Below are 26,973 nucleotides of genomic sequence, written 5' to 3' on the forward strand. Positions count from 1 at the left end.
CAAAACAACAAAAAGGAGCCGTTTTCCTTTCGGAAACAGCTCCTTTTTGTTGTTCCTATCGCCAAAGCAGGATCGGTCAGCATTCAATGTTGGGACGGTCCTGGTCACCGTCGGCACGAAACATCACAAACCCTTGTGGGTCGCTGGTGAACAAATAGTATTCCACGTTCTGGATCAGGGGCGGGACAAGATAGTGCGGGATGATGTTTGCGCTGTTTTCCGTCCGCTCGCAGAGACCGGCGGCAGCCATTGTTTGGGCGGAAATGCCCCAACAATAGCAGTCCATATATTCTGCCGCTGACTCTGCCAGCAGGGCATTGAGCGCATTGCCAAAGCAGGGCAAAAGAGCAAGCTCGCCCACTATGTCCACCAGCCGCAGCACATAAGTACCTTTCACAGATACTTTGCGCAGGCAAAATAAAAGGGGACAACTACTGTCCAAAAAACCGCCATAAACCAGATAGCTTTGACGCGGATAGTGAAAGTATCGGCGTTCAAGATACCAGAGATCCTTGAAAGGGTGTGCGTTTTGGGGCGGAACAAAGTTCTCTTTCAGCTCTTCAAAGGTTTCAAAGCGCTTTAAAAAGCCGCTGCCCGAGACCGGCAGAATGGTCCTGTCGGCAACCTGTGCCACAAGATACTCTCTGCGGGGAGACAAACGATAGAAGTGCCCCATCCGCGCGCCGGTATAACCGAGAAATTCGTAAAACGGGATGGTGTTGGGCCGGATGTTGTTGCAGCTCATCCGCTCTGCGCCGGTGAGGGCGGGCAGCTGCGACATCAGCTCCAGGCCGCTGCCCTTGGCTTTTTTATCGGCGCACCAGATGGAGACCCAGATCTCACGGCCATCCCGCGAAGAGGGAATAAAGCCGCAGAGTGCGGCGATCCGCTCATCCTCCAGGCAAAGGGCAAAGTTGAGCAGCTCCGAGTCAGGGTCGCCGTTTTGATAGTAATAGGTAAAATAGTCCGGCAGGTTGACCAGCGGATGCCGGGAACCCCAGTGAAGATTCATAAATTCGATAATGGCCCCGCGATCGGCAGCGGCGGCGCGGCGAAAACGATACCCGCTCAATAGCGTGCCCCTCCTGTCACCGGCAGTTCCGCGCCGCTGATAAAGCCCGCCTCGTCAGAGAGAAGAAACGCCATGGCGGGGACAACGTCTTCCACCCGCGCGTTGCGGCCCATGGGGTTGGCGGCGGCGGAGGCCTCCACGATCAGATCCGGCGTGTCGGTGAGGAACCGGGTCTCCATCATATAAGGGGCGACACAGTTGACGGTCACCCCGGCAGGCGCCGCCTCGGTGGCAAGGCTGCGCGCAAGACCGCGCAGCGCGTTTTTTGCCACGATATAAGCGGTGGTATTCTTTGGCGGGACACCGATGATATAATCGGTGAGCATGAAGAGGATGCGGCCAAATCTGGCTTTCATCATGTCCGGCAGAAATGCCTTGCAGATGCGCAATGCGCTCATCACCTGCACATTGAAATCCAACAGGAAACGCTGCTCGTCAAAATTTTTGAATTTTTTGTTCACTACCCGCAGCGCCGGCAGATGGACGATATGGGTGGGACAGCCGAAATTTTCCCTGACCTCCGCCAGAAACGCCGCCAAAGGAGCCTCCCCGGTCAGGTCCACATCATAGCAATGCAGGCTCCCGCCGCAGAGAGGCCGCAGCTCTTCGAGCAGTTCCAGATCCCCGGCGCCCTGGGCGATCACGATGTCCCCCGGTTTCCACACCCGGCGGATCAAAGCGCTGCCGACGCTGCTGGTGGCACCGGTGATGAGATAGGTATATGGCATAAAATTTCCCCCTGACGCTTATTTGAAAAAATGAAGATCGAGCAAAGATGGAACTTTTGCAGCCAAAGCGCCGCCCGGATCTTTGACGGACGAAGACAAAGAACAGCGGAAACACGGCAGCGGTACGGCTGACATGCGCACCTCCCATGATCAGCCAAGCGACTGCTGCCGGGCAGTCGTTTGGGCGAAAGAGGTCCCCGTTTTGACTCATGCCGCTCTTGCGAACGGTGATGTATTATATCGACAATCCAGACCAAGATACCCAGTTTCAATCCTCGCCGTCCTTACGGACGGCGACACGTTTTGTTGCAGGAGCCGCCGAATGTGTGCTGGTTTCAATCCACGCCGCTCTTGCGAGCGGCGGCCTTTGAGGCGCAGCAAAAGCAACCACCCTCTAAGTTTTAATCCTCGCCGCGGGAGAGCACTGTCGCCGGTCTGCTTTCCTCCGCCGCAGTGCTTGGACTTATGAAAAAATACCGCTTCACTGTGGGCCTGCGCGTTCGGCCCGCTCCTGTCAGCCCGGCGGCAAAACGGCCCGCAGAGGCGCGGGCGCAGCTATTTTGCCAGCCCGGCTTTGATGACCCCGCGGCAGACCTTTTTTCCGTTTTGGTTGGTGATGGTGCCCTTGATGGTCACCTCGCCGAACACCTCGTTCACTTCCTCCACTACGCCGGTGACCGTGAGGACGTCTCCGATGAAAACCGGTTTTGCGAATTTGCTCTCCACGCTGTGCAGCAGACAGTGCTCGCCGGGCAGGTATACCCCGGCGAGGGTGGAGAAAAAGGCAGCCACCAGCATGCCGTAACAGACCCGGCCGGGATAGCCGCGCCCGGCGGCGTAGGTCTCGTCCATATGGATCGGGCTCACATCGCCGGAGAGCGCGCAGAATTGAGCCATTTTTTCTTCGCTGACCGTGACGGTGAAACTCTCGGTCAGGCCCGGTGTCATCTGGTCCAGCGTATAACTTTTGACTTCCACAGAAAATCTCTCCCTCCCGGTATGCGCGGCGGACAAAAAAACGGGAGCCGGGCCCGCGTTTTTCCCGGCCTCCGGCTCCCGTCCGTGCGCTGCCGCTCTGCGCCTGTCCTCAGGCGACCATCCGCTTGACAAGATCCAGCATTGCGCCCACGTTGGGCAGATTTTTGACGTCGTCAAGCTTGAACTTGACAGAGAACTTTTTCTCGATCGCCACCAGCAGATTGATCTGCTCCAGGCTGTCCCAATCCTCGATGTCGTCCGCGGTCATTTCCCGGGTCAGGACGATGCTGTCGTCGTCGAATACGGTGCGGAAGATCTCCTGCACGCTTTCAAAAATTTCCTGTTCGCTCAAAATAGTCCCCTCCTGTTTATTCTTTTGCCGTCACCGCAAGGATATGGTTTTGCTGTTGATAGGCGGCGACATCGAGCGAAAAGACGGTCTCTGCGTCGCTTTCGCTCACTTTTTCAAAGCCCATGGTAGCATAAATCTCTTTTACCAGCAAGTTTTTGGCGGTGGGCAGATACCGGCCCACGATTTTTCTGATCCCGCACGCTGCGCAGCGGCGGACAAACTCGTCCATCATCGCCTGTTCCAAATTGCGCTTGAAGACGCGGCAGCTCATGATCCACAGATCGACGGTGCACACGCCGTCCTCCACGCTGCCGATCATGGCGGAGACCAGGCCGTTGTCGCCGAACTTGTCGGTGAGGCGCCCGTAAAGCGTGACCGCTGCGGGGCTGCCGATGAGGGCCTCCACCTCCTGGGCGGTGTAGCGCCGGGTGGTCAGGTTGAACTGGTTGGTCTTGTTGATCAGCTGGGTGATGCGCTCGGCGTGGGGCTGATCGAAAGCGCCCAGCTCCGCCGTCATCTCCAGGCTGCGCAGATAGTCGTCATAGCTGCCGAAGTTCTGCTGTACGGCCGCCCGCGCCAGATTCTGGCGGTACATCTCGTTGCGCTTGGCGTCGTCTGCCGAAAGGGTGGTGACCTCGAAATAACCCGCCCGGTCCAGCGACGCGATCATGCCCTCCGGCCCGTCAAAGGCGGCCACCGCCACGCCGGGCAGCTGCTGGCGCACGATCTCGCGCTCGGCGGGGTTGTCGTCCACAAAGACCAGACTTTCGGGCAGGATGTTGATCTCCTGGGCGATCTTGGCGATGTTTTCCGATTTGGGCTCCCAGTTGGCTTTAAAGCAGAGAAAATCCTCCCGTTTCAGCGGGCTGTCCTCCCGGGCAAAGCCGCTTTCCGCGGCGGCCTGCTCGTTTTTGCTGGCCACGTTGAGCAGGATGCCCAAACTTTCCAGCTCTTTCAGATACTGCTGAAATTCGCTGTAGGCCATGCCGCCGGGGGTCTCGGTGGAAAGTTCGACCCCCTCCGGCCCCACCTCGCCGATGACGCCGCCCCAAAGGGTGTTGTCCAGATCCAGCACAAGGCCCTTTTTGTTTTTGCCCAGCAGGCTTTTGATGATGTTGGCGATGCTGTGGCACAGCTCGGGTATGTACTGCATCGACACCGCGTACTTATAAAGGTACCATTCCGACTCGGAAAACCAGTTGTCCAGCCCGAAGCGCGCGGCGAGATACGCCAGATCGTTGAGATAAAATCCGTCGTTTTTCGACACGAATGTAGCAATCCGGGCGTTCAGCTCGTTGATAAAGTGAACGCCGCCGCGCGGGTCCACCGCGTCGCGGCTGCCCATCAGCCGATGGGTGGGGGCGTCGAAGCTGTTGACGATCACCGGGCAGCCAAAGCGGCCGGCCGCGGTAAAAGCCGCTTCAAAGCGGGCCCATTCCGCGTCCAGCTTGGCGGCGGCCGCCTCGGCGCTGTCAGAGGGGACGGGCAGGTCTTTGATGTTTTTGCGGCTGGTATGGATGTAGAGAAAATCCGGTTTGAACGCGGCCAGGCTGCCGTCGTCAAACACCAGATTTTCATAAAACAGCCCATAGCCGCCCACATAAAACTCGGGTTTGATGCCGTGATCCAGGAGAAACAGCTCAAGAATGTTTTTGATCTCGCCGATGGTGCTGCCGCTGAGGATCGCAATTTTCTTTTCCACCAGGCCGGGCCGCTGCAGCAGCTCCCGCCGCAGCGAGCGCTTTTTCTGAAGAAGCGCAGCGCCGTCAAAGGGATAATCAAGAAGGCTCAAAGGAGGATCTCCTTTCTTTTTGCTCTGATGCTTTATTTCCTAAATCATACCACATAATCGGTTGTTTGACAATTTCCAGAATGGGGAACGGACGGGGCGGAGACCGTGGTTTTGACGGATAGGGACCGCAGGCCCGGGCGCAGCGCGGCCGCGCGGCCGGGCCCGCCCGCTGTGTTTTGCCGGACAGGCACCTCTGCGGCCGGCAGGCAAGGGGAAAAAGCGGACGGCTGCAGCGCTGCCCCGGCCCCGCGCCCAAAACGGGGGGCGGCCGTACACGAGCGCGTCATGGTACATGCCCGCCGCCCCGGTCCCGAGCGCCACAAACGGCTGCGGCGGAACGCCCCGGCCAGCCGGCGTCCGCCCCTGGGATGGGCGGCGAAAGATCGGCCGGAATGGGGCTGCGCAGGCCATGGAAGTCGTCTGCCCGCCCCCGCGGGCGCGGCAAAAGAATGGCAGCGGAAACAGGCCCCGCGCGCAGTGGGAGAAAAAACGCCCGGCGCGCGGAGAGCCGCAAACTTGATTTTACCTGTGAGAATGGATATAATGGCCGGGAAGCCGGCGGGCCGCTCAGGCCCCGTAATCCTCGATCAGCCGCTGCAGCTGATCGTCGGAGTAGACGTCGATCCCCGCCCGCAGCATGTCCACGTCCACTGCGGGCAGCAGATGGGTGTAGACGTCGTATTGGCGCAGCAGCGAGCCGCTTTCGGCATCGTAAAGCGCCAGACGCCCGCCGTTGTCCCGCAGGACGTAGACGGGGCCCGAGGGCTCTTTTGCCGCCGCCGGGATCGCCAGCGAAGCCACGCTGGCAATGGTGACCGCAAGGCAGAGCGCCATTAAAAAGAGCATCCATTTTTTTCGAACCGACATGGCATACCTCCCCGGGGCCTTTGGTGTGGCGCAGCCGGCCCCGAACAGTCCTATTGTGGGAAAAAAGCGCGCGTGTTATGCGCGCGGCCGCCGCGCCCGTTTTCATTTTGTAATCTGTGAAAAGTGGAAATGAAAGGGAAAGTTGTGGTATACTATAGAAACCCGGCGAAGCAGCGCGGGGACCTGCGTTTATCCGTTAAATTTACATAGTTCAGACAAGAATGATACGAGAGGAAAGGGGAGGAACCTTTTTGAACGAACAGAACCGAAAACCTGCGCCCCGGCGCGGCGCGTCCGCGCGGGGCAGCGGCAGCTCTTCCGGCGCGTCCGCACGTCCCGCCGGCGCGCAGGGCGGCGCCCCCAAAAAGCCGAAAAAGAAAGGCGGCGCCAAAAGGGTGTGGGCCAACATTGGCCGCGTCCTGGTGGTGCTGGTCAGCATAGGGGTCATCGTGGCCTCGGTGCTGGCGGTCATGCTCAGCCTTTATGTGGTCAAGGTGACGGCGAACGACGCTTCGCTGCTCAACCTGGAAAACCTGAAGCTCAGCTATTCCTCCACCATCTATGCGATCGATCCGCAGACCGGCAAGCCGGAGCCGTACCAGCGCCTGGTGGACAACGCCGACCGCATCTGGGTGGATGGCAACCAGATCCCCGATAATCTGAAAAACGCCTTTATCGCCGTGGAGGACAAGACCTTCCGCGAGAACAGCGGCGTCAACTTCAAGCGCACCATTTCGGCCACCGCCAACCTGGTGCTGAGCCGCCTGACCGGCGGCAGGATCACCCTCTATGACACCGAGCAGGGCGCGTCCACCATCACCCAGCAGCTGATCAAGAACATCACCGGCGACGACGACCGCGACCCGCTGCGCAAGGTGCGGGAGATCTTTCGCGCCATCTCGCTGAACGGCCGCTACTCCAAGGACACCATCCTGGAGGCCTATCTCAACACGGTGGGCTTTATGGGCAACACCTGCGGCGTGCAGGCCTGCGCTTACAACCTGTACGACAAGGACGTGGGCCAGCTGACGCTGGCCCAGTGCGCCACCGTGGCGGCCATCACCAACAACCCCACCAAGTACAACCCCCGCACCGAGCCCGAGAACAATCTGCAGCGCCGCAATATGATTTTGGGCATGATGCTGGAGCAGGGGCTGATCACCCAGGCGGACCACGACGCCGCAGTGGCGGAGCCGCTGAACCTGGTCGACCCGTCTGAAAAGCAGAACACCGCCAAGGTGGGCGGCAACAGCTACTTTACCGACATGGTCATCGACGAGGTCATCACCGACCTGGTGAACGAGGGCATCTGCGAGACCCGCAGCGAGGCCAGCGCCCTGCTGTTCAACGGCGGCCTTGCCATCTATTCCACCGTGGACACCAACCTGCAGTCCATCATGGAGGAGGTCATGGCCAAAGAGCCGGGCAACTATTACCCGGACCAGGAGGTCGAGTACAAGGACAAGGCCACCGGCGAGACCAAGACCCAGAATGTGCAGGGTGCGATGATCACCATCGACTATACCGGCGCAGTCAAGGGCGTGGTGGGCGGCCTGGGCGAAAAGACCGCTGACCGCGGCCTCAACCGCGCGGTAGGCTCGCTGCGGCAGACCGGTTCCACCATGAAGCCCATCGGCGCCTATGCGCTGGGCATCGATTACAACTATATCACCTACTCGGACGGCGGCTTTATCGACGACTGGGTGGAGGAGATCAACGACAACGGCACCATGCGCAAGTGGCCCCGAAATTATAGTGGTAAGTATACCGAACAGCGCATGCTGGTCTGCGACGCGCTGGCCAACTCCATCAACACCATCGCGGTGCGGGTCGGCAAGCTGGTGGGGCCGGACGATCTGTTCGACTTTATGACCAACACCCTGGGCATCACCAGCCTGGTGGAGAACAGGACCGAGGCGAATGGTCTGATCTCCAGCGACATCGGGGTCGGTCCGCTGGTGCTGGGGTCGATGACCGACGGCGTCTCGCTGGCCGAGATGGCCCATGCCTATATGATGTTTGGGGACGGCGGCACCGTCACCCCTCTGCACTCCTACACCACGGTGGAAAATGTGCAGACCGGCGAGATCGTGCTGGACAACACCCTGCTGCCCACCACCCGCGCCATCGGCGAGGACACCGCCATGATCATGAACAAGCTGCTGCGTCAGGTCATCACCCGGGGCACTGCGGCTGGAACCGGCACGAATACGATCGCCGGTATGGAGACGGTGGGCAAGACCGGCACCACCAGCGACGACAAGGACCACTGGTTCATCGGGCTGACCCCTTACTATGTCACCGCCACCTGGATGGGCTACGACCAGCCGCAGGAACTGGCCTGGAAAGCCTATGGCAAACACCCGCCGACGCTGGCCTGGAAAGAGGTCATGGAGCGGGCGCAGGAGGGGCTGGAAGCCAAAAACTTCCCCACTGCACCGGCGAACACCGTGGTCACAAAAACCTATTGCACCGAGTCCGGCGGCGAGGCCGGTCCGCTCTGCCCCAGCACCGCCACCGGCTACTATAAGGCGGATCAGCCGCTGGAACCCTGTGACATCCACGTGGGGTAAGCTGCCCGTGAGACAAGGCGCGGGTCCTGCGGCCGCCCGACGCGGCCGTGCCTCGGCCCGGGGATTTTGACGGATCCCGCCCCGGCCTGCCAGCAGGCAGGGTCCATTTCCCTCAGGACCCCGGCGCGCTTTTGAACGGACTGCAAATTGTATTTGAAAACGCCCTGTGAATGGTTCACAGGGCGTTTTTGTCCATGAACAAAAGACAATTGGATTCGTCAAAATCCCCTTTCGGTCTCGCCGGGGCAGAGCACTTTTGTGCAAGAGGGAAAATCTTGAAAAAGGCGCTTGCCCCCCGGGGGAAAAAGTGATATAGTGACGACGTTACAAACAAATGTTTCTGAAAGGCGGACAAAAACGTGGAGAAAAAATTTCTGATCGTGGATCAGGCTGTCCTCCCCGAGGTCTTTTCCAAGGTGCTGCGGGCAAAAGAGCTGCTCGCCAGCGGCGCGGCGAAAAACGTTTCCGCCGCGGCTAAAATGGTCGATCTCTCCCGCAGCGCGTTTTACAAGTACAAGGACAGCGTTTTTGATTTTGAAAACGCAAAGTCCATCGTCACGGTCAAGGCCGTGCTGCTGGACGAGACGGGCGCGCTGCAGGCGCTGCTCAGCGAGCTGTCCGCCTCGGGCGCCAGCATCGTCACCATCAACCAGTCCGCGCCGGAAAACGGCACCGCCGTCGTCTCGGTCACCCTGCGCACCGATTCGATGCCGATGCCCATCGACGACGTGCTGCTGTCGATCCAAAGCCAGCGCACAGTGGTCAGCATCAGGCGCACGATCAAGGAGCTGTAGCGGCGGCAGCGGCGGCCGGGGCGATCGCGCCCGGCCGCTATTCGCTGCGGGGCGGGGCCCTGCGCTTTTGCTCGGGCCCGGCTTTGGCGGCATCAAGAGAAAGAAAGGTGAGATAGTTTGATCAAGATAGCGATTTTGGGATTCGGCACGGTGGGCAGCGGCGTATATGAGGTGCTGCGCAAAAATGCGGCCAGCGCGGCAAAGCGCGCGGGCGAGCCGGTACAGGTGAAATACATCCTCGACATCCGCGATTTTTCCTCTCATCCGGACGCGGCGCTGTTTGTAAACAGCATCGACCCGATCCTGGAGGACCCCGAGATAGACACGGTGGTGGAGACGATCGGCGGCACAAAGCCCGCTTATTTTTATGTCAAATCGGCGCTGGAGGCGGGCAAAAATGTCTGCACCTCCAACAAAGAGCTGGTGGCCACCCATGGCGCAGAGCTGCTGGCCATCGCGGTGCAGCACCGGGTCTGCTTTTTGTTTGAGGCGTCGGTGGGCGGGGGCACGCCGGTCATCACGCCGCTGCACCAGTGCCTGGCGGCCAATGTGATCAGCGAGGTGTGCGGCATCGTCAACGGCACCACAAATTTTATGCTCACAAAGATGGAGCAGGAGGGCATGAGCTTTGACGAGGCGCTGAAAGAGGCCCAAAACCTGGGCTACGCCGAGACCATCGACCCTTCGGCGGATGTGGACGGCATCGACGCGTGCCGCAAGATCGCCATTTTGGCCTCCCTCGTCTTCGGCAGCGAGGTGCACCCCGAAAATATCCCCACCCGCGGCATCCGCGAGGTGACGGCGGAGGACGTTTACTTCACCCAGAAGATGAAGCTGGCCGTCAAGCTGATCGCCTATGCCCGGCGCAATGAAAAGGCCGGCTTTGCCTGCGGGGTAGAACCCATGGTGCTGCCGGCGCAGAGCATGATGGCGGGCGTCAGCGACGTGTACAACGCCGTGCTGGTGCGGGGCGATATGCTGGGGGACACGCTGTTCTACGGCAAGGGCGCGGGCAAGCTGGCCACCGCCAGCGCGGTGGTGGCGGACGTCATCGACGCGGCCAAGTTCGGCCCCTCGGTACACGACTCGCTGTTTTGGGCCCCCACTGCGCCGCAAAAGGGAAAAATCACCGACGAAGCGGAGCACACATATTATGTGAGAGTGAACAACCTGGACGCCGGGACCCTGAAAGCCGATCTCGGCGGCGTGGTGCTCACGCTGCAGCACCACAATCAGACCGCGGTGCTCACCACCCCCATGACGGCAAAGGAACTGGAAAAGCGAAAGGAAAAACTGGAAAGGGACGGCATCCACGTGGCCATTGCGCTGAAGATGCTGGAAGTGTAAAAACATGGAGCAGGTGATATCGGTAAAGGCGCCGGCCTCGGTGGCGAACCTGGGCAGCGGCTTCGATACCATGGGCATCGCGCTTTCGCTGTTCAACACGGTCGAGATGCGGGAGTGGGACGGCGTTGAGGTGTCCACCACCGACGGCACGGTGCCGGTGCAGGGGGAAGAAAACCTCATCTATCGCACCGTCAAAGCCGTGTACGAGGAATGCGGCCGCACGCTGCCGGGCCTCAAGCTGGTGCAGGCCAGCCCCATCCCCCAGGCCCGCGGCCTGGGCAGCAGCAGCGCATGTATCGCCGCCGGCGTCGTGGGCGCGAACCGGCTGCTGGGCGGGGTGCTGACGGAGAACGAGCAGCTCTCGCTGGCGGCCCGTCTGGAGGGGCACCCCGACAATGTGGTGCCCGCCATGCTGGGCGGCTTTGTCACCAGCGTCATGGAGGGCGGCCGGGTCTACACCGTCAAAAAAAAGGTCAGTGAAGAGCTGCGGTTCTGCGCCTTTGTGCCGGATTTTGAGCTGCTCACCGAAAAGGCGCGGGCGGCCCTGCCGCAGCAGGTACCGCACAGGGACGCGGTCTACAACGCGGCGCGGGCAGCCTTGATGGCGGCCGCTTTCTGCGAGGGCAGGCCCGAGCTGTTTGCGGTGGCGTCGGGGGATAAACTGCACCAGCCGTACCGGCTGCCGCTTATCCCGGGCGCGGGACGGGTCCTTGAGATCGCCATGCAGCTGGGCGCGCGGGCGGCGTTCATCAGCGGCGCGGGGCCGACGATCATGGCGGTCTGCGACGCGGGGGACGACACCTTTGTGCCGCGGGCGATCCTGGCGCTGGCGGAGGACGCCGCCACCCGCCGCTTTGCGGTGCACCGCTATCAGGCGCAAAACGCCAGCATGTTCTAGCGTCTCCCAAAAGCCGGGGACCCGCGCCGTCCGCGGGGCCGGCGGGGAAACAGTTCGAGAGGGGATTTGAGGGAGGAAGAGTATGGCACTGATCGTACAGAAGTTCGGCGGTTCCTCGGTCGCGGACCGGGATCGCCTGTTCAATGTTGCCCGCATCGTCGCGGACACCCACAACGCGGGCAACGACGTGATCGTGGTGGTCTCGGCGCAGGGGGACACCACCGACGACCTGCTTGCCAAGGCGGGGGAGATCACCTGCGACGCGTCCGGGCGCGAGATGGATATGCTGCTGGCCGCCGGCGAGCAGATCTCCTGCTCGCTGCTGTGCATGGCCCTGTCGGAGCTGGGCTGCCGGGCGATCTCGCTGCTGGGCTGGCAGGCGGGCTTTATCACCGACCGCAACCACCAGCGGGCGCGCATCCGCAAGGTGGATACCGAGCGGCTGGAATGCGAGATCGGCAAGAACCAGGTGGTGGTGGTGGCGGGCTTTCAGGGCATCAACCGGGCCGACGACCTCACCACCCTGGGGCGCGGGGGCAGCGATACCAGCGCCGTGGCGATCGCGGCGGCGATGAAAGCCGACCTGTGCCAGATCTATACCGACGTGGAGGGCGTGTACACCGCGGATCCGCGCGTGGTGGGCAAGGCCAAAAAGCTTGCGGAGATCAGCTTTGACGAGATGCTGGAGCTGGCCACCCTGGGCGCCCAGGTGCTCAACAACCGCTCGGTGGAGCTGGCAAAAAAATATGCCGTGCGGCTAGAGGTGCTCTCAAGCCTGAATCCCGTGCCCGGAACAATCGTAAAGGAGGTCGCAGCTATGGAAGGTATGATGATCAAGGGGGTCGCAAAAGACGAGAACGTCTCGGCCATTTCGGTGCTCAGCGTGCACGACGTGCCGGGCATCGCGTTCAAGGTGTTCAGCCTGTTGGCGCAGCGCAAGATCAACGTGGACCTGATCCTGCAGAGCGTGGGCCGCGATGGCACCAAGGACCTGTCCTTTACCGTGCCCTCCACCGACCGCAAGGCCGCTGTGGAACTGCTCACCGAGCAGCTGTCCCGCTTTGGCGGCACCGGCGTGCAGTACGACGACGGCGTGGCCAAGGTGTCGGTGGTCGGCGCGGGCATGCAGAGCCATTCCAACGTGGCCTCCACCATGTTTGAGGCGCTGTACGAGAACAACATCAACATCCGCATGATCTCCACCAGCGAGATCAAGATCTCGGTGCTGATCGACGCGAAAGACGCAAACAAGGCGGTAAACGCCATCCACGAGGCGTTTGTCGGCTGACAGCGGGGCGTAGAGACGTTCTTCCGGGGGTGGAAACGGCCCTGACAATGTGTTGTGAAACAGAAAAAAGCGGCGCCGGCTGCAGCGGCCGGCGGCCGCGTTTTTTCTTTTTTGGGGTACAGCGTTTTGGGCCGCGGTATTGGGGGCGCAGAATGTCCTGCCAGTGGGGGCCTCTCAAAAGAGGCGTCCGGGCGGGGGAACTCTTTCCGCCCGCGGCGTTTCGGTTTTTGGGCCTCCAGCCCGCGGAGCGGACGCGGCGCCTGTGTCATGCGCGCCGGTGTTGTCCGCCGCGGCGGAGCGCGGATCACCTGCTGCAGCCGCGCCCCGCGGCAGTGAACCGGGCGGTCCCCGCGCAGCCCGCAGATGCGGAAAGAACAGAAGAAAACGGTCAGATTGAAATAAAACAGGTGCCGGCGGCGTTCCATAGAAAGACCGGAAAATAGCAGGGGGCTGTTTTTGACGGCCCGGCGGCCTGTCCTCAGGCCACAGCAAAGAAAAATAAAAAAACAGGGCGGTCCGCACCGCGCCGCAGGGCAGGGCGCGGACCGCCTGACAGGAGGTCTTGTTTTGCAGGATCATGATCTTGGGCCCCGCAGAGTGGGGCGCGAACCCAATTTGCCGCAGCGCGCCCCGCAGCCCGGCCCGCGTCCGGCGCTGACGCCGGAGCAGCGCCGCAGACGGGCGCAGGCGCGCCGCAAACGGCAGCGCCAGCTGCGCAACCGGCGGCTGGCGGTGCTGGCGGTCACAGCGGTGCTGCTGGTTTTTGCCGCCTGGGGCATCACGCGGCTGCTGCAGGGCGGCGCGCCCGGCGCGGGCAGTTCGGCGGCCGGTGCATCAAACTCCGCGGCCGGGGTGAGCAGCGTGTCCACGGGCGGGGACGTTGCCGCCTCCGGCAGCGCGGCGCAGGGAACCGGCGCGGGCCCTGCGCTGTCCGGGGACGACGAATGGCTGCTGCGGCTGGTCAATCACACCCACCCTCTGCCGGAAAATTTCAGCGTCGAGACAGGGACGCTGCCCAACGGCAAGCAGTTCGACGCCCGGGCCATCGGCCAGCTGCAGCAGATGCTGGCGGACGGCAACGCTACGGGCCTGCAGCTGATGGTGTGCTCCGCCTACCGCAGCGTCGAGCGGCAGGACGAGCTGTTCGAGGAGATGAAGCGGGATTACATGGCCCAGGGCATGAGCGAGCAGGAGGCCTATGACAAGACCGCCACCATCCGCACCCCGCATGGCTGCAGCGAGCATTCCAGCGGTTTGGCGGCCGATATCGTGGCTGTGGATTATCAGATGCTGGACGACGGGTATGCCGAGACCCCGGAGGCGCAGTGGCTGTTGGAACACGCTGCGGATTACGGCTTCATCCTGCGCTATCCGAAAGAAAAAGAGGAGATCACCGGCATCATCTGGGAGCCGTGGCATTTCCGCTATGTGGGAGTAGAAAACGCCGCCAAGATCAAGGAGAGCGGCCTTTGTCTGGAGGAATATCTGGGCGCGGCATGATCCCGCCAAAAGAGCCGCGCGCGGGAAAATGTATCTGTTCACAAAATAAAATTGTACCGGGGCCCACAATCGTCTATAATAAGAAAAGATGACGGCTGGGCCCCGGTTTTTTGCCCGGCCGGGCAGAAAAGACGGATCAAGATCAGGAGATTGCAAAACGACATGCAGCGAAAAGAACTGCGCGGCGGCGCCGCGCTCACCGTGCTGCCGGCGGACCAGTTCAAGACCAGCCGCATCACGATCAATTTTATCCTGCCGTCCCGGCGCGAGACGGCCACGGCCTTTGCCCTGCTGCCGATCGTGCTGGAGCGGGGCTATGCGGGCTGCCCGGACATGACACGGCTCTCGCGGCGTCTGGCTTCGCTTTATGGCGCGGGGCTGTCGGCCGACACTTCGGTGCAGGGCGGGAACCGGGTGGTGAGTATCAGCATCTGCGGCCTGCGCGACCGATATGCCCTGCACGGCGAGGCGCTGTCGGCGGCCTATGCGGACATCCTCTTCGGCACGGCGTTCGACCCCTATCTGGTGGACGGCGCCTTTGAGCCGCAGGCGGTGGAGATCGAAAAGCAAAAGCTGCGCGAGCTGTTGGAGGGTGAGATCAACAATAAGCGCGCCTACTGCGTGCAGCAGGCGCGGCGCCGGTTTTTCGGCGATTCCCCCGCGGGCATCGAGCGCAACGGTTATCTGGACGACCTGGACGGCGTCACCCCGCAGGCGCTTGCCGAAGCTTATGCCGAGATGGTGCGCACGGCGCGGGTAGAGGTGCTGGTACTGGGCGCGGACGCGGGCGAGGTGGAAACGCGGCTGCTGCAAAAGCTGGACGCGCAGCGCCGGGCCCCGGCCCTGCTTTTGCCCGCCGTGGCCATGCCGGCGGCCGAGGCGCGCAGCTATACCGAGCCGGTGGATGCGGTGCAGGGCAAGCTCTGCCTGCTGTTTACCGCCGGCCGCCCCCTCACGGGGCGGGAGCTCACCCATATGCGGCTGGCGGCGGCCCTGTTCGGCGGGCTGCCGTCCTCCAGGCTGTTCCGCAACGTGCGGGAGCGGCAGAGCCTGTGCTATTACTGTTCGTGCGCGTTTTCCTATCTCACCTCGTCCCTCAGCGTGGACAGCGGGGTACAGCCCGAAAACGCCGCCAGGGCGCAGCAGGCCATCCTGCACGAGCTGCAGGCGCTGGCCGCCGGCCCCATTGGGGAACAGGAGCTGCAGGAGACGAAGCTCTCTTATCTGGGAGCGCTGCGCGCGGTGGGGGACAGCCTGAGCTCCATCGAGATGTGGGCGTTCCGGGAGATCCTGCGCGGGACCTTTGAGGATCCGCAGCAGGTAGAGCATGCGGTGCAGCTTGCCACCGCCGACGATCTTTGCAGCGTGCTGTCCCTTTTTACGCTGTCGGTATCTTATCTGCTCACAAAGGAGGGCGCGGCGGATGGGCAATAAGGTCTTGCGGTCGGAGACGCTGCGCTCCGGCCGGGTGGATTTCAGCTATGAAAAGCTCACGCTGGAAAACGGGCTCACCGTTTTTGTGGCCCCCATGGAGGGGTACCGCGCGGTGCAGGCCTGCCTGGCCGTGGGCTTTGGCTCAGTGGACCGGCGCTTTTTGCGGCAGGGCCAGGAGACGGCGCTGCCAGCGGGCGTGGCGCATTTTCTGGAGCACAAGATGTTCGAGAGCGAGGACGGGGACGCGTTTGACCTTTACGCCCGCATCGGGGCCAGCGCCAACGCCTACACCAGTTTTGAAAAGACCTGCTATGTTTTCGGCGCCACAGACCAGGTGGACGAATCGCTGGACGTCCTGCTGGGCTCGGTGTCCCACCCCTGGTTCACAGAGGCCACGGTGGCAAAAGAGCAGGGCATCATCGGGCAGGAGATCCGCATGTATGAGGACTCCCCGGACTGGCGCATCCTGTTTGCGGTCTTTGATTGTCTGTATCACAACTGTCCCATCAAAGAGGATATCGCGGGCACGGTAGAGTCGATCGCGGACATCACCCCTGAGACGCTCTATGCCTGTACGGACGCATTTTATACGCCGGACAATATGGTGCTGGCAGTGGCGGGCAGCGTCACGCGGGCGCAGGTGCTGGCCGCTCTGGACCGGGCGGAACTGCCCCAGGGCGGCGAGACGGGCCAAAAGCTGCGCCGGCCCGAGCCGGAGGAGATCGTGCATGCGGGCGCTGAGCTGGAGATGGCGGTCTCGCAGCCGGTGCTGGGTATCGGCTTCAAAGAGCGGCCGCGCGGCGCGGACGAGCGTCTGCGCTGGGAGGTGCTGGCAGACCTGCTGGGCGAGCTGCTGATCGGAGACACCACCCCGCTTTATCGCAGGCTGTACGACGAGGGGCTGGTCAACAGCGGCTTTTCCAGCGATGTGTTCAGCGGCGAGGGATATTTCTGCATCCTCTTTTCCGGCGAGACGCGCGAGCCCGAGACGGTGCGCGCCGCCCTGCTGCAGGAGATCGCCCGCCTGCGCGCGCAGGGGATCGCGGACGAGGATTTTCAGCTCTGCCGCAATGTGCTGTACGGCGAGGCGGTGAGCGGTTTTGAGAGCCCGGAGGGCGTTGCCGCCGATCTCGCCGCCTGCGGCCTGCGGGACGAGCCGCTCTTTGCCGAGCTGGAGATCCTGGCGGCCCTGACCGCCGAGGATGTGCGCGCCGCGCTGGAAGAACTGCTGCGGGAAGAGCGCAGCGCCGCGGTGGTGCTGCGGCCGCTGGCCGGGCGCGGGCAGACGGCGCGGACGGCGGAGGAATAGACACCCCTGGGCACAGGGATAGAAAAAGTGAGGCGTTCAGCTTTTATGGTTAATCTGGTTCAGTTTCCCGGTCTTGGCCTCTCGTTCGAGGTGGACAGGGTCGCCTTTTCCATCGGCGGGTTCAATATTTACTGGTACGGCATCCTGATCGGCGGCGGTATGCTGCTGGCCATGATCTACGCGTTCCGCTATGCGCCGCGTTTGGGAATCAATGTGGACCGCATGATCGACGTCATTTTTGTGGGGACGATCATGGCGGTGATCTGCGCGCGGGTGTATTATGTGGCGATGGCGCCCTTTGAGTACGCCTCGTTCTGGCAGATGCTGGATATCCGGGACGGCGGTATCGCCATCTACGGCGCGGTGATCGGCGCGTTCGTGTTTGGCGGGCTGGCCTGCAAATGGCGCAAAGTGCCCATTTTGCCGATGTTTGACCTGACTTCCATCGGCTTTTTGATCGGTCAGGCCGTGGGCCGCTGGGGCAATTTTGTCAACCAGGAGGCCTTTGGCACCAACACCACGGCCCCCTGGGGCATGATCAGCCCGCGCACGGTGTCCTATCTTGCCTCGGTGCAGGAAAAACTGGCGGCCGAAGGCGTGATGGTGGACCCCGCCATGCCGGTCCATCCCACATTTCTGTATGAATCGATCTGGTGTCTGGTGGGTTTTATCGCGCTGGCGGTCTACCTGAAGCACCGCAGGTTCCACGGCGAGGTCGCGCTGCTGTACGTCATGTGGTACGGGCTTGGCCGCGCCTGGATCGAGGGCCTGCGCACCGACAGCCTCTATGTGGTGGGCAGCCTGCGGGCCAGCCAGCTGCTGGCGATCCTGTCCTGCCTGGCCGCGTTTGCCGCCTGGCTGGTATTGCGCAGGAAATACCGCGGCCGGCCGGCGCTGGGCTGGGCGGAGCCCGCCCCCGCCGGTGCGGCGGACGGGACAGGAGCGGCGGACGCCCGGCCGGAGGACGGGGACGGCTGCGGCGCAGAGCAGGAGAGCACCGACAGCGCGGCGGAACCCCGGGACGGGCACTGCGCACCGCCGGCCGCAGATGAGCCGGAACAACAGGAACAGGAGGGGCATCATGGAGAGAATTGACGGAAAAGCGCTGGCCGCAAAGGTCAAGGCGCAGGTGGCGGCAGAGGTGGAAGCGCTGCGCGGACAGGGCGTGGTGCCCAAGCTGACGGTGATCCTGGTGGGAGAGGACCCCGCCAGCCAGGTGTATGTGGGGGGCAAGGCCAAAGACTGCGCGCAGTGCGGCATCGACAGCGAGGTGCTGCGCCTGCCGGATTCCACCACCGAAGCGCAGCTGCTTGCCGAGATCGCGGTGCGCAACAGCGACCCCACCGTCAGCGGCCTGCTGGTGCAGCTGCCGCTGCCCCGGCACATCAACGAGAAAAAGGTCATCGAGGCCATCAGCCCGGAAAAGGATGTGGACGGCTTTACACCGGTGAACGTGGGCCGTTTGGTGATCGGGGAGGACTGCTTTTTGCCCTGCACCCCGGCGGGCTGCATCGAGCTGCTGAAAGCCACCGGCGAGCCGCTGGAGGGCAAGCGGGCGGTGGTGCTGGGCCGCAGCAATATCGTGGGCAAGCCCATGGCATTGCTGCTGCTGCGGGAAAACGCCACTGTGACGGTCTGCCATTCCCGCACCCGCGACCTGCCCTCTGTGGTCCGGGAGGCGGATATTTTGGTGGCGGCGATCGGCAAAAAGCGGTTCGTCACGCCGGATATGGTCAAGGAGGGGGCGCTGGTGGTGGACGTGGGCATCAACCGCGGCGAGGATGGAAAGCTGTATGGCGATGTGGATGAGCCGGGCCTTGCGGACAAGGCGGGCCGCATCACCCCGGTGCCGGGCGGCGTGGGCCTGATGACCCGCGCGATGCTGATGGTGAACACCCTCAAGGCGGCAAAGCGGCAGCACGGTTTGGATTGAAACCCGGTCTCCTTTTACCTTTTGTCTCGCAAAAGCAGGTCGCCGTCCGTAAGGACGGCGAGGATTGAAACACCCTTCGCCGGGCCATAAACGCACATTGCCCGCAGTCGCCGCTCGCAAGAGCGGCGAGAACGGAACGCGCCGCGCCCGATGTGCAGCCGCCGCCACGGGCAGAGGCGTGCCCTTGGGCACGGCCGACCGCTGCTTCCGGGGCGCTCGCCGCGCCGGGGGCAAAAGGAGACGCAGGGCGGGGGAGATCGTCTGCACAGGCACGCCGCGGGCCATTTTTGCTTGACATCCCCGGCAAGGATATGGTATAGTATTAAAGCCGCATGTGCAGGGCTTTTCAAGTGGTGTCGTCACCCGCCCGGGGCAGCGAGACTTAAAAAAAGAGGTTATCCAAAATGTACGCAGTTATCGTTACCGGCGGTAAACAGTACCGCGTCCAGAAGGGCGATGTCGTCTACGTGGAAAAGCTTCCGGCGGAGGCCGGCGCAGAGGTCGTCTTTGACCAGGTCCTCGCCGTGGGAGAGGAGGGCGCAGTCAAGTTTGGCGCTCCGGTCGTCGAGGGCGCCAGCGTCAAGGGCACCGTCGAAAAACAGGGCAAGGGCAAAAAGATCCATGTCCTGCGTTATCGTCCCAAAAAGGGCAGCATGCGCAAGATCGGTCATCGCCAGCCCTTCACCAAAGTCACTATCACCGAGATCGTCGGTTAAGCGGGAGGTGTAAACAGCATGGCACATAAAAAAGGCGTAGGTTCTACTAAAAACGGCCGCGATTCCGAGTCCAAGCGTCTGGGCGTCAAGCGCGCCGACGGCCAGTTCGTTCTCGCCGGCAATATCCTCGTCCGCCAGCGCGGCACTCATATCCATCCGGGTGAGAATGTCGGGCAGGGCAGCGACGACACCCTGTTTGCCCTCGCCGACGGCGTGGTTCGTTTTGAGCGTCTCGGTCGGGACCGCAAAAAGGTCAGCGTCAAGCAGTGATCAGCATCTAAAATGCAGAGGGGGCAAAACGCGGCAGCGTTTTACCCCCTTTTTCTGTTTGCGGGGCGGTCTGCGTATGCGGCGCAGCCCTCAGGGCAAGCTATTTTTGCAGGCCGCGCCATACGGGCGCGGCGATCAAAGCGGAGGTGAAGGCCAGTGTTTGTGGATGTGGCAAGGATCACGGTAAAGGCCGGCAGAGGCGGAGACGGGGCGGTCTCGTTCCGTCGGGAAAAGTATGTGGCAGCCGGCGGGCCGGACGGCGGCGACGGCGGGCGCGGTGGGGACGTGATCTTTGTCGCGGACCCCAACCTGTCCACCCTGATGGATTTTCGCTACCAGCGGAAGTATGCCGCCCAAAGCGGGGAGAACGGCAAGTCCAGCAACAGCTACGGAAAATCGGGAGAGGATTTGGTGATCCGGGTACCCCGCGGCACGCTGGTAAAGGACGCTGAGACCGGCGGCCTGATCGCCGACATCTCCGGGGAAGAGCCTGTGATAGTGGCCAGGGGCGGACGCGGGGGGCTGGGTAACCGCCATTTTGCCACCCCGACCCGCCAGATCCCGCGCTTTGCCAAACCGGGGCTGCCGGGCGAAGAATTTACCCTGCAGCTGGAACTGAAGCTGATCGCGGACGTGGGGCTGATCGGCTTCCCCAATGTGGGAAAAAGCACCCTCATCTCGCGCATCAGCGCCGCAAAGCCGAAGATCGCAAATTATCATTTTACCACCCTCTCGCCCGTGCTGGGCGTCGTGCGGGTGGGGGACGAGGCCAGCTTTGTGGCCGCGGACATCCCCGGTCTGATCGAGGGCGCGGCGGAGGGCGTGGGCCTGGGACACGACTTTTTGCGCCATGTGGAGCGCTGCCGCCTGCTGCTGCACGTGGTGGACGTCTCGGGCTGCGAGGGGCGTGACCCGGAAGAGGATTTTGAAAAGATCAACGCAGAACTGGCGCGCTTTTCCCCTGCGCTGGCGCAGCGCCCGCAGATCGTGCTGGGCAACAAATGCGATATTGCGGAACCGGAGCAGGTGGACGCTTTCCGGGCCTTTGTGGAACAGAAAGGGCTGGTGTTCCTGCCGGTGAGCGCAGCCACCGGCAAGGGGCTGGAGACGCTGCCGGGGCTGGTGTTCAGCCGCCTGCGGGAGCTGCCCCCCGTGGCGGTGTTCACCCCGGACTATGTCAAGCCCGCGGCCCGCGGCGCGCGGGATTTTACCGCCCGCAAAGAGGAGGACGGCAGCTTTTATGTGGACGCGCCCTGGCTGGAGCGCATTCTGGAGGGCAGCGACGTGGAGGACTACGAGAGCCTGCAGTATTTCCAGACCCAGCTGGCGGATTTCGGCGTGCTGGATAAGCTGACCGAGCTTGGGGTCAAAGAGGGCGATACCGTGCGCATCGGCGAGTATGAATTCGACTATCTGTTCTGACCGGCCCGTCATGGGGGAAAGGAGGACGGCAATTGCTGTTCACATCAGAAAATGAGATCGATCTTCGTGAGCGCAGCCCGCTGGCCCTCGCTTTTGTGGGGGACGGGGTCTACGAACTGCTGGTGCGCGCGCGCGAGGTCGAGCGCACCCGGCTGAAGCCCAACCGCCTGCACAGCGGCGCGGTGCGCTTTGTCAGCGCCAGGGGCCAGTTTGAGGCGCTGCAATACCTGGAACCCATGCTCACCGAGGCGGAAAAAGATCTGGTGCGCCGCGGCCACAACGCCAGCAAGGCCACTGTGGCCAAAAACGCTTCGCCGGAGGAATATCGCGCCTCTACCGGCTTTGAATGCCTGCTGGGATATCTCTATCTGGAGGGCAGAAACGACCGCATCGAGGAGCTGTTCAACGCGGTGTGGGAGCACTTTTCCCCCCAATGGGCCGTGGGCTGAACAAAAAGGCAAACAGCCGCTTTGAACCCGGTGTTCCGGTTTCAAAACGGCTGTTTGAAAAAACAGTCCGACGCGCCGGCTTAGCGGCAGTTTTTCGCGTTGCGGCTGTTCTGCGAAGCATTCTGCGCGCGGTTGTTGGAGCTGTTGCGCGAGCTGGTGCTGTTGCTGGAGCGATTGCTTGAACTGTTGCTGGAGCTGTTGTTCGAACGGTTGCTGGAACTGTTGTTGGAGCTGTTGTTCGAGCGGTTGCTGGAGCTGTTGCGCGAGCTGGTGCTGTTGTTGCTGGAACGGCTGCTCGAACTATTGCTGGAACGGTTCGAGGCGTTCTGCGCCTTTGAATTGCAGCTCGTGGCCTTGTTCTGGCTTTTGTTTTCCATGATCAAAGGGCCTCCTTTCCGTAGGATGATAGTCGCCTGACCGTCGGGCCGGGCGCAAAGAGCCCGGCTGGCCGTACGCTGTAAAGGTGCGCGCCGTTCTCTTTGATTTTATTATCTGCCCGGACTGCGGCTTTATTCCGGCAGGAAAGAATTTGTAGAAAGGGGGCGGCGGCCCTTATGGACGCACTTTTCATCGAGCGCTGCGACCGGCTGCTGCCGGGCGGCTACCGCGCGTTTTTTCCCCCCGCGGGGGCGCCGTTCCGCGGGGTCACCGTCAACACCCTGCGCCTGCCGACAGAGGCGTTTGGGGCGCACGCGCCTTTCCGGGTGGAAAAAAGCCCTTTTTGTCCCGCCGGCTTTTACCTTTTGGAAGAGGGCGGGGCGGGGCTGCATCCCTACCATCACGCAGGCGTATACTATGTGCAGGAACCGTCCGCCAGCGCACCGGCGGCGCTGCTGGGGGTCCGGCCCGGCGAACGGGTGCTGGACCTGTGCGCCGCGCCCGGGGGTAAAACGGCCCAATTGGGGGCGGCGCTGCAGGGCAAAGGCCTGCTGGTGGCCAACGAGTTCGTCTCCAAACGCGCTGCGGTGCTGCTGTCCAACATCGAGCGCATGGGCATCGCCAACGCGGTGGTCACAAACGAGAGCGCCGAGCGGCTGGCAGAGGCTTTCCCCGGCTACTTTGACCGCATCCTGGTGGATGCGCCCTGCAGCGGGGAGGGGATGTTCCGCAAGGAGCCGGAGGCGCTGCGCCAGCACAGCCAGCGCCTGATCGACAGCTGCGCCGCCCTGCAGCGGGAGCTGCTGGCCTCGGCCGCGGCGGCCCTGCGGCCCGGCGGCGTGCTGGTCTATTCCACCTGCACCTTTTCCCCGGAGGAAAACGAGGGCACGGTGGGTGCGTTTCTGCGCGAACATCTGGATTTTGTGCTGGAGGATACGAGCGCGCAGTTCGGCTGCCCGGGGCATGCGTCCTGCTGCGGCGAGGGGCTGATCGAGGTGGAAAAGGTGCGGCGCATCTATCCCGTACACGGCGGCGAAGGGCAGTTTATGGCCCGCCTGCGCAAAGTGGGGGAGGGGGCTGCGCTTGTGCCGGGCAGGGGCAGGCTCGCGCCGGAAAAACTGCCCCGGGAGGCGCAGCGCTTTTTGGAGTCCAGCTTCCCGGAACTGTGCGGGGCGCCCGCCGCGCGGCACGGCGCAAGGGCGCTTTTGCTGCCCTGGGAGCCGGTATTTCTGCCCAAAAACCTGCGGGTGCTGCGGGCAGGGGTGCTGGCGGGCGAGCTGGTGCCGGGCCGCGGCAGGGACGCCAGGTTTGAGCCGCACCACAGCCTTTATATGGCGTTTGGGGGAAAATGCGCCAACCGGCTGGAACTCCCCGTCCTGGACGCCCGCGTCGCCGCCTGGCTGAGGGGAGAGCAGATCGCAGCCCCCGGTCAGGCGGCGGGCTATGCGGCGGTCACGGTGGACGGGTTCCCGTTGGGATTCGGCAAAGCCGGCGGCGGAAGCTTGAAAAACCACTACCCCAAGGGCCTGCGAAATTTGAAATAATCTGCAGTTTGTGATAGACTAATAAAGTTAAGATGCTATCGGCCGGGTGGCGCGAAAACCGCGTCCCGCGGCCGGTGTTCGGCAGTCTTTTTGTCTTGTGCGCCGCCCGGGGCGGCGGTTTAAATCTGTCCGCCGCGACTGCGGCCGGAGTTCATACGGAGGAAGATTATGTCAGGTCATTCGAAATGGAACAACATCAAGCGCAAAAAAGAAAAAACAGACGGCGCCAAGGCAGCCATCTTTACCAAGATGGCCCGTGAGATTGCGGTGGCGGTCAAAGAGGGCGGCGGCCCGGACCCGGCCAATAACGGCAAGCTGCGCGACGTGATCGCCAAGGCCAAGGCCAACAACGTGCCCAACGACAATATCGCCCGCGCCGTCAAAAAAGCCAGCGACGACGATAAGACCAACTATGAGAGCATCCTGTATGAGGGCTACGGCCCCTCGGGCGTTGCGGTGATGGTGGAGACCCTGACCGATAACCGCAACCGCACGGCCTCTAATGTGCGCCATGCGTTTGACAAATACGGCGCCAGTCTGGGCACCACGGGCTGCGTCTCTTTTCTGTTCACCAAAAAAGGCGTGCTGGTGATCGAGGCCGAGGGCAGGGACGAGGACGCGGTCATGGAGGATTGTTTTGACGTGGGCGCGGAGGACTTTGAGGTGAGCGAGGAGTTCATGCAGATCACCACTGACCCGGCCAATCTGCACGACGTCCGCGAGGCGCTGGAGGCCAAGGGATATAATTTTATCTCGGCAGATGTCCAATATCTGCCATCCACCACCGTCGCCCTGTCCGCAGAGGACGATCTGAAGCGGATGGGACAGCTGCTGGACTTTTTGGAAGAGGACGAGGATGTGCAGAATTTCTGGCACAATCTGGAGAACGAAGAGGACCTGGACCGCTGAACCGGCAGATAAAACCGGCCGGGCGGACCGCTTTCCCAGGCGGGTGTGACGAGGAAAAGAGAAACCCCGTGCAAAGAAAGGGCTGAAGAGTTATGAGCTACGAAAAATACTGCGCCGGCTGCCACGGCACCTTCCCGGCGGGGGAGACCGTCTGCCCCGCCTGCGGGACCGAGCGCCCCAACGACAACCCCGGCGGCACCCTGCCCGCAGGCCTGTTTCTGGCGGAACGCTATGTGATCGGCCGGGTGCTGGAGGTCGACGGAGAGGGCGTCACCTATGAAGCCATTGACCGGGAATCCGGCCTGCCGGTGGTCATCAAGGAATATCTGCCGGTCACGCTCTGTTCCAAACGGGATGAAAACGGGGCGGTGGTGGTAAAATCGGGCAGCGAGGTGCCCTATAAGACCACGCTGGTCGATTTTGTCGATCTGTACAAAAAACTGATGCAGATGGCCGGCAGCCAGGGCCTTACGCGGGTGCAGGCACTTTTTAAGGCGAACAACACCGTTTATGCGGTCTCAGAATATCAAAAGAGCATCTCCCTCACAGACTGGCTCAACCGGCAGACGGAGCTGCTGTCTTTTGAGCGCTGTTACACCCTGCTGACCCCGGTCTTTGCGGGCCTGTCGGCGCTGCACAGCGCGGGGGTCATACACCGCGGCGTCTGCCCGGACAATATCCGCATCACGCCGGACGGGCGCTCGTTTTTAACCGGCTATGCCACCCTGGCCCTGCGTACCCTCAACTCAGAGCTGAAGCCCTGCCTCTATGAGGGCTATTCCGCCCCGGAGCAGTACTCCACCACCGAGTTCCAGGGGCCCTACACGGACGTTTACTCTCTGGCCGCAGTGTTGTATAAGATGCTGGCGGGCACCGCGCCGGTGGCCACTGCCGGACGGGTGGACGGCTGCCCCACCCTTAAGCAGATCGGGGCCGAGGTGTCGTCCCAGGTCTCCCGCGCCATAGATCACGCCATGTGGGGCGATGTGAACCAGCGCACACAGTCGGTCGCGGAACTCCGGCAGGAGCTGGACGGGGACGCCAGATCCGCCGGTTTGGGGGCCACGCGGGTGATGAAGCCCGCGTCCGCGCCGCGTTCCGGGCGCGGGGGCAGCTGGACCGATAACAAGGGCCTGATCGTCGGCGGCTGTATCGCGCTGGGCCTGGTGGTGGTACTGCTCATCTGGATGCTGATCCGCGGCATGGTCCCGCAGGCGAATTCTTCCTCCAGCCTCTCGGGCTCCTCTTCGGCGGCCTCATCTTCCGCTTCGGCCACGCCGCAGCCCTCGCAGGCGCCGGCCCAGACAGTGCCGAACTTTGTGGGACAGCTTTACAGCGACCTGCAGGACAACGCGGAGTACCAGCAAAAATATATCTTCAATGTGACGGAAAAATATTCCGACAATGTGGAAAAAGGCAAAGTCATCAGCCAGACGCCGATCTCCGGCGACGACCTGCCCGCCGACCACAGGATCGATCTGGTGGTCAGCAAGGGCAGGCAGGCGGTGACCATCCCCGAATACCGCAATTACACCCGGGGAGACGTGGTCAACGTGCTCACCGGCGCGGGGATCAAGGCGGAGAATATCAAGTTTGCCGAGGTCGCAAACGACGGCTCCATGGTGCCCGGCGAGTCGGTGAAAGGCGACCGCGAGGTGGGGTCCACGATGAACCCGGAGACCGATACCATCACCGTCTATATGGCGGGGCCGCTGCCGACCCCGACCCCGGCGCCCACGCCGGAGCCGACGCCGGAAAAGATCCCCGACGCCACGCCGGAGCCCCCGCAGGGCTGACGGCTGACTCAAGGGCGGCAGAGGCTGCGGGGAAAGGGCAGGCCTATGTGGGGCCTCCAGGCCCGCAGCAAAAATACCGCAGCAGCAAAAAACAAAGAAAAGAAGCGTTTTTTCGGTTGGCTCAGCCGGAAAAACGCTTCTTTCTGTATAAGGAAAACCACACGCCGGGCAAGGCATTCAAAAGAAGCCTCAGGGCGCTGATGCGGGCAGGAAAGAATTCCTTTGCAAAATAGAAAAGAGTTTGCCAACCGCACAAAAAGCAAAGGGCGGTCCGACAATGAATGGCGCAGACGGTTTATCTCATAGGGAATCAAGCATCCTGGTGCAGAGGGGACAGATTGACCGATACGGGCGGCGGGGCCAGCCCTCCGTCCAGCCAGCCGCGCAGCAGCCTGCAGACGGATTCGAAAACGAACGCATCCAGCCGCAGCACAAAGCCGTTGCGCTCAAACAGCGGGATAAAATCGGCGGGCGGGATCATGCCGCCGTCGGGCCCGCGCCAGCGCATCAGGGCCTCGGCCCCGACCAGGCGCTCTCCGCAGGCGCTGTACTTGGGCTGCAGGCAGGCGATTTCTCTCGACAGACAGGTTCTACCAACGCGGGGCGGCGTGCGTGCCGGTATTC

25 protein-coding genes are annotated in these 26,973 nt (G+C 62.5%); 18 read left to right on the forward strand and 7 right to left on the reverse strand.

Annotation, left to right across the window (positions count from 1 at the left end):
• Positions 1-76: 76 nt before the first annotated feature.
• The 6 genes from H8S23_RS11095 to H8S23_RS11120 form a co-directional block, all read right to left on the reverse strand.
• Positions 77-1,072: a hypothetical protein gene (locus H8S23_RS11095; RefSeq protein ID WP_186888411.1), complete on the reverse strand. Its 996-nt coding sequence runs from the start codon at positions 1,070-1,072 to the stop codon at positions 77-79.
• On the reverse strand, positions 1,069-1,800 hold the full coding sequence (locus H8S23_RS11100) for an SDR family NAD(P)-dependent oxidoreductase (RefSeq protein ID WP_186888412.1): 732 nt from the start codon (positions 1,798-1,800) through the stop codon (positions 1,069-1,071). The genes H8S23_RS11095 and H8S23_RS11100 overlap by 4 nt, the downstream gene beginning before the upstream one ends.
• Positions 1,801-2,355: 555 nt before the next feature.
• Positions 2,356-2,778: a MaoC family dehydratase gene (locus H8S23_RS11105; RefSeq protein WP_341479919.1), complete on the reverse strand. Its 423-nt coding sequence runs from the start codon at positions 2,776-2,778 to the stop codon at positions 2,356-2,358.
• Positions 2,779-2,887: 109 nt separating this feature from the next.
• Complete coding sequence (locus tag H8S23_RS11110) at positions 2,888-3,130, reverse strand: acyl carrier protein (protein ID WP_186888413.1); 243 nt, start codon at positions 3,128-3,130, stop codon at positions 2,888-2,890.
• A gap of 16 nt (positions 3,131-3,146) precedes the next feature.
• The gene (locus tag H8S23_RS11115; protein ID WP_186888414.1) at positions 3,147-4,922 is read right to left on the reverse strand and encodes an HAD-IIIC family phosphatase; all 1,776 of its coding nucleotides are present in this window, start codon (positions 4,920-4,922) and stop codon (positions 3,147-3,149) included.
• 567 nt (positions 4,923-5,489) lie between these two features.
• On the reverse strand, positions 5,490-5,789 hold the full coding sequence (locus H8S23_RS11120) for a hypothetical protein (protein ID WP_186888415.1): 300 nt from the start codon (positions 5,787-5,789) through the stop codon (positions 5,490-5,492).
• Positions 5,790-6,040: 251 nt separating this feature from the next.
• Here H8S23_RS11120 and H8S23_RS11125 point away from each other — a divergent pair, with 251 nt between their 5' ends.
• From H8S23_RS11125 to H8S23_RS11210, 18 genes are all read left to right on the forward strand, one after another.
• Entirely contained in the window at positions 6,041-8,362 is a 2,322-nt protein-coding gene (locus tag H8S23_RS11125) for a transglycosylase domain-containing protein (protein WP_186888416.1), read from the forward strand.
• A 359-nt stretch (positions 8,363-8,721) separates the two neighbouring features.
• Complete coding sequence (locus H8S23_RS11130) at positions 8,722-9,156, forward strand: ACT domain-containing protein (protein WP_186888417.1); 435 nt, start codon at positions 8,722-8,724, stop codon at positions 9,154-9,156.
• Between the two features lie 117 nt (positions 9,157-9,273).
• Positions 9,274-10,503 carry a homoserine dehydrogenase gene (locus H8S23_RS11135; protein ID WP_186888418.1) on the forward strand — a complete coding sequence of 410 codons (1,230 nt, stop codon included), beginning with the start codon at positions 9,274-9,276 and terminating at the stop codon, positions 10,501-10,503.
• A 4-nt stretch (positions 10,504-10,507) separates the two neighbouring features.
• Complete coding sequence (gene thrB, locus H8S23_RS11140) at positions 10,508-11,401, forward strand: homoserine kinase (RefSeq protein WP_186888419.1); 894 nt, start codon at positions 10,508-10,510, stop codon at positions 11,399-11,401.
• An 82-nt stretch (positions 11,402-11,483) separates the two neighbouring features.
• On the forward strand, positions 11,484-12,689 hold the full coding sequence (locus H8S23_RS11145; protein WP_186888420.1) for an aspartate kinase: 1,206 nt from the start codon (positions 11,484-11,486) through the stop codon (positions 12,687-12,689).
• Between the two features lie 567 nt (positions 12,690-13,256).
• Complete coding sequence (locus tag H8S23_RS11150) at positions 13,257-14,189, forward strand: M15 family metallopeptidase (protein WP_186888421.1); 933 nt, start codon at positions 13,257-13,259, stop codon at positions 14,187-14,189.
• 162 nt (positions 14,190-14,351) lie between these two features.
• On the forward strand, positions 14,352-15,623 hold the full coding sequence (locus tag H8S23_RS11155; protein ID WP_186888422.1) for a M16 family metallopeptidase: 1,272 nt from the start codon (positions 14,352-14,354) through the stop codon (positions 15,621-15,623).
• On the forward strand, positions 15,613-16,932 hold the full coding sequence (gene yfmH, locus H8S23_RS11160; protein ID WP_186888423.1) for an EF-P 5-aminopentanol modification-associated protein YfmH: 1,320 nt from the start codon (positions 15,613-15,615) through the stop codon (positions 16,930-16,932). The genes H8S23_RS11155 and yfmH overlap by 11 nt, the downstream gene beginning before the upstream one ends.
• A gap of 45 nt (positions 16,933-16,977) precedes the next feature.
• Entirely contained in the window at positions 16,978-18,027 is a 1,050-nt protein-coding gene (lgt, locus tag H8S23_RS11165; protein WP_186888424.1) for a prolipoprotein diacylglyceryl transferase, read from the forward strand.
• Positions 18,014-18,865 (forward strand): bifunctional 5,10-methylenetetrahydrofolate dehydrogenase/5,10-methenyltetrahydrofolate cyclohydrolase, encoded by an 852-nt coding sequence (locus H8S23_RS11170; protein WP_186888425.1) that lies wholly within the window; start codon positions 18,014-18,016, stop codon positions 18,863-18,865. Before lgt ends, H8S23_RS11170 begins: the two co-directional genes overlap by 14 nt.
• 404 nt (positions 18,866-19,269) lie before the next feature.
• On the forward strand, positions 19,270-19,581 hold the full coding sequence (gene rplU / locus H8S23_RS11175; RefSeq protein WP_186888426.1) for a 50S ribosomal protein L21: 312 nt from the start codon (positions 19,270-19,272) through the stop codon (positions 19,579-19,581).
• Between the two features lie 18 nt (positions 19,582-19,599).
• Positions 19,600-19,851: a 50S ribosomal protein L27 gene (rpmA, locus tag H8S23_RS11180; RefSeq protein WP_186888427.1), complete on the forward strand. Its 252-nt coding sequence runs from the start codon at positions 19,600-19,602 to the stop codon at positions 19,849-19,851.
• Between the two features lie 156 nt (positions 19,852-20,007).
• Positions 20,008-21,273, forward strand: a complete 1,266-nt coding sequence (gene obgE / locus H8S23_RS11185; protein ID WP_186888428.1) for a GTPase ObgE — start codon at positions 20,008-20,010, stop codon at positions 21,271-21,273.
• Positions 21,274-21,305: 32 nt separating this feature from the next.
• On the forward strand, positions 21,306-21,722 hold the full coding sequence (locus tag H8S23_RS11190; protein ID WP_186888429.1) for a Mini-ribonuclease 3: 417 nt from the start codon (positions 21,306-21,308) through the stop codon (positions 21,720-21,722).
• 99 nt (positions 21,723-21,821) lie between these two features.
• Entirely contained in the window at positions 21,822-22,139 is a 318-nt protein-coding gene (locus H8S23_RS11195; RefSeq protein ID WP_186888430.1) for a hypothetical protein, read from the forward strand.
• A gap of 137 nt (positions 22,140-22,276) precedes the next feature.
• Complete coding sequence (locus tag H8S23_RS11200; RefSeq protein WP_186888431.1) at positions 22,277-23,644, forward strand: NOL1/NOP2/sun family putative RNA methylase; 1,368 nt, start codon at positions 22,277-22,279, stop codon at positions 23,642-23,644.
• Positions 23,645-23,812: 168 nt separating this feature from the next.
• Complete coding sequence (locus tag H8S23_RS11205; protein ID WP_186888432.1) at positions 23,813-24,553, forward strand: YebC/PmpR family DNA-binding transcriptional regulator; 741 nt, start codon at positions 23,813-23,815, stop codon at positions 24,551-24,553.
• 92 nt (positions 24,554-24,645) lie between these two features.
• Positions 24,646-26,349, forward strand: coding sequence for a protein kinase domain-containing protein (locus tag H8S23_RS11210; RefSeq protein ID WP_186888433.1), 1,704 nt, complete (start codon positions 24,646-24,648; stop codon positions 26,347-26,349).
• A 310-nt stretch (positions 26,350-26,659) separates the two neighbouring features.
• Here the strand turns inward: H8S23_RS11210 and H8S23_RS11215 are convergent, their stop codons facing one another.
• Positions 26,660-26,971 (reverse strand): EAL domain-containing protein, encoded by a 312-nt coding sequence (locus tag H8S23_RS11215; RefSeq protein ID WP_186888620.1) that lies wholly within the window; start codon positions 26,969-26,971, stop codon positions 26,660-26,662.
• Positions 26,972-26,973 lie beyond the last annotated feature (2 nt).

The organism is Anaerofilum hominis (assembly GCF_014287275.1).
Lineage (GTDB): Bacteria > Bacillota > Clostridia > Oscillospirales > Ruminococcaceae > Pygmaiobacter > Pygmaiobacter hominis.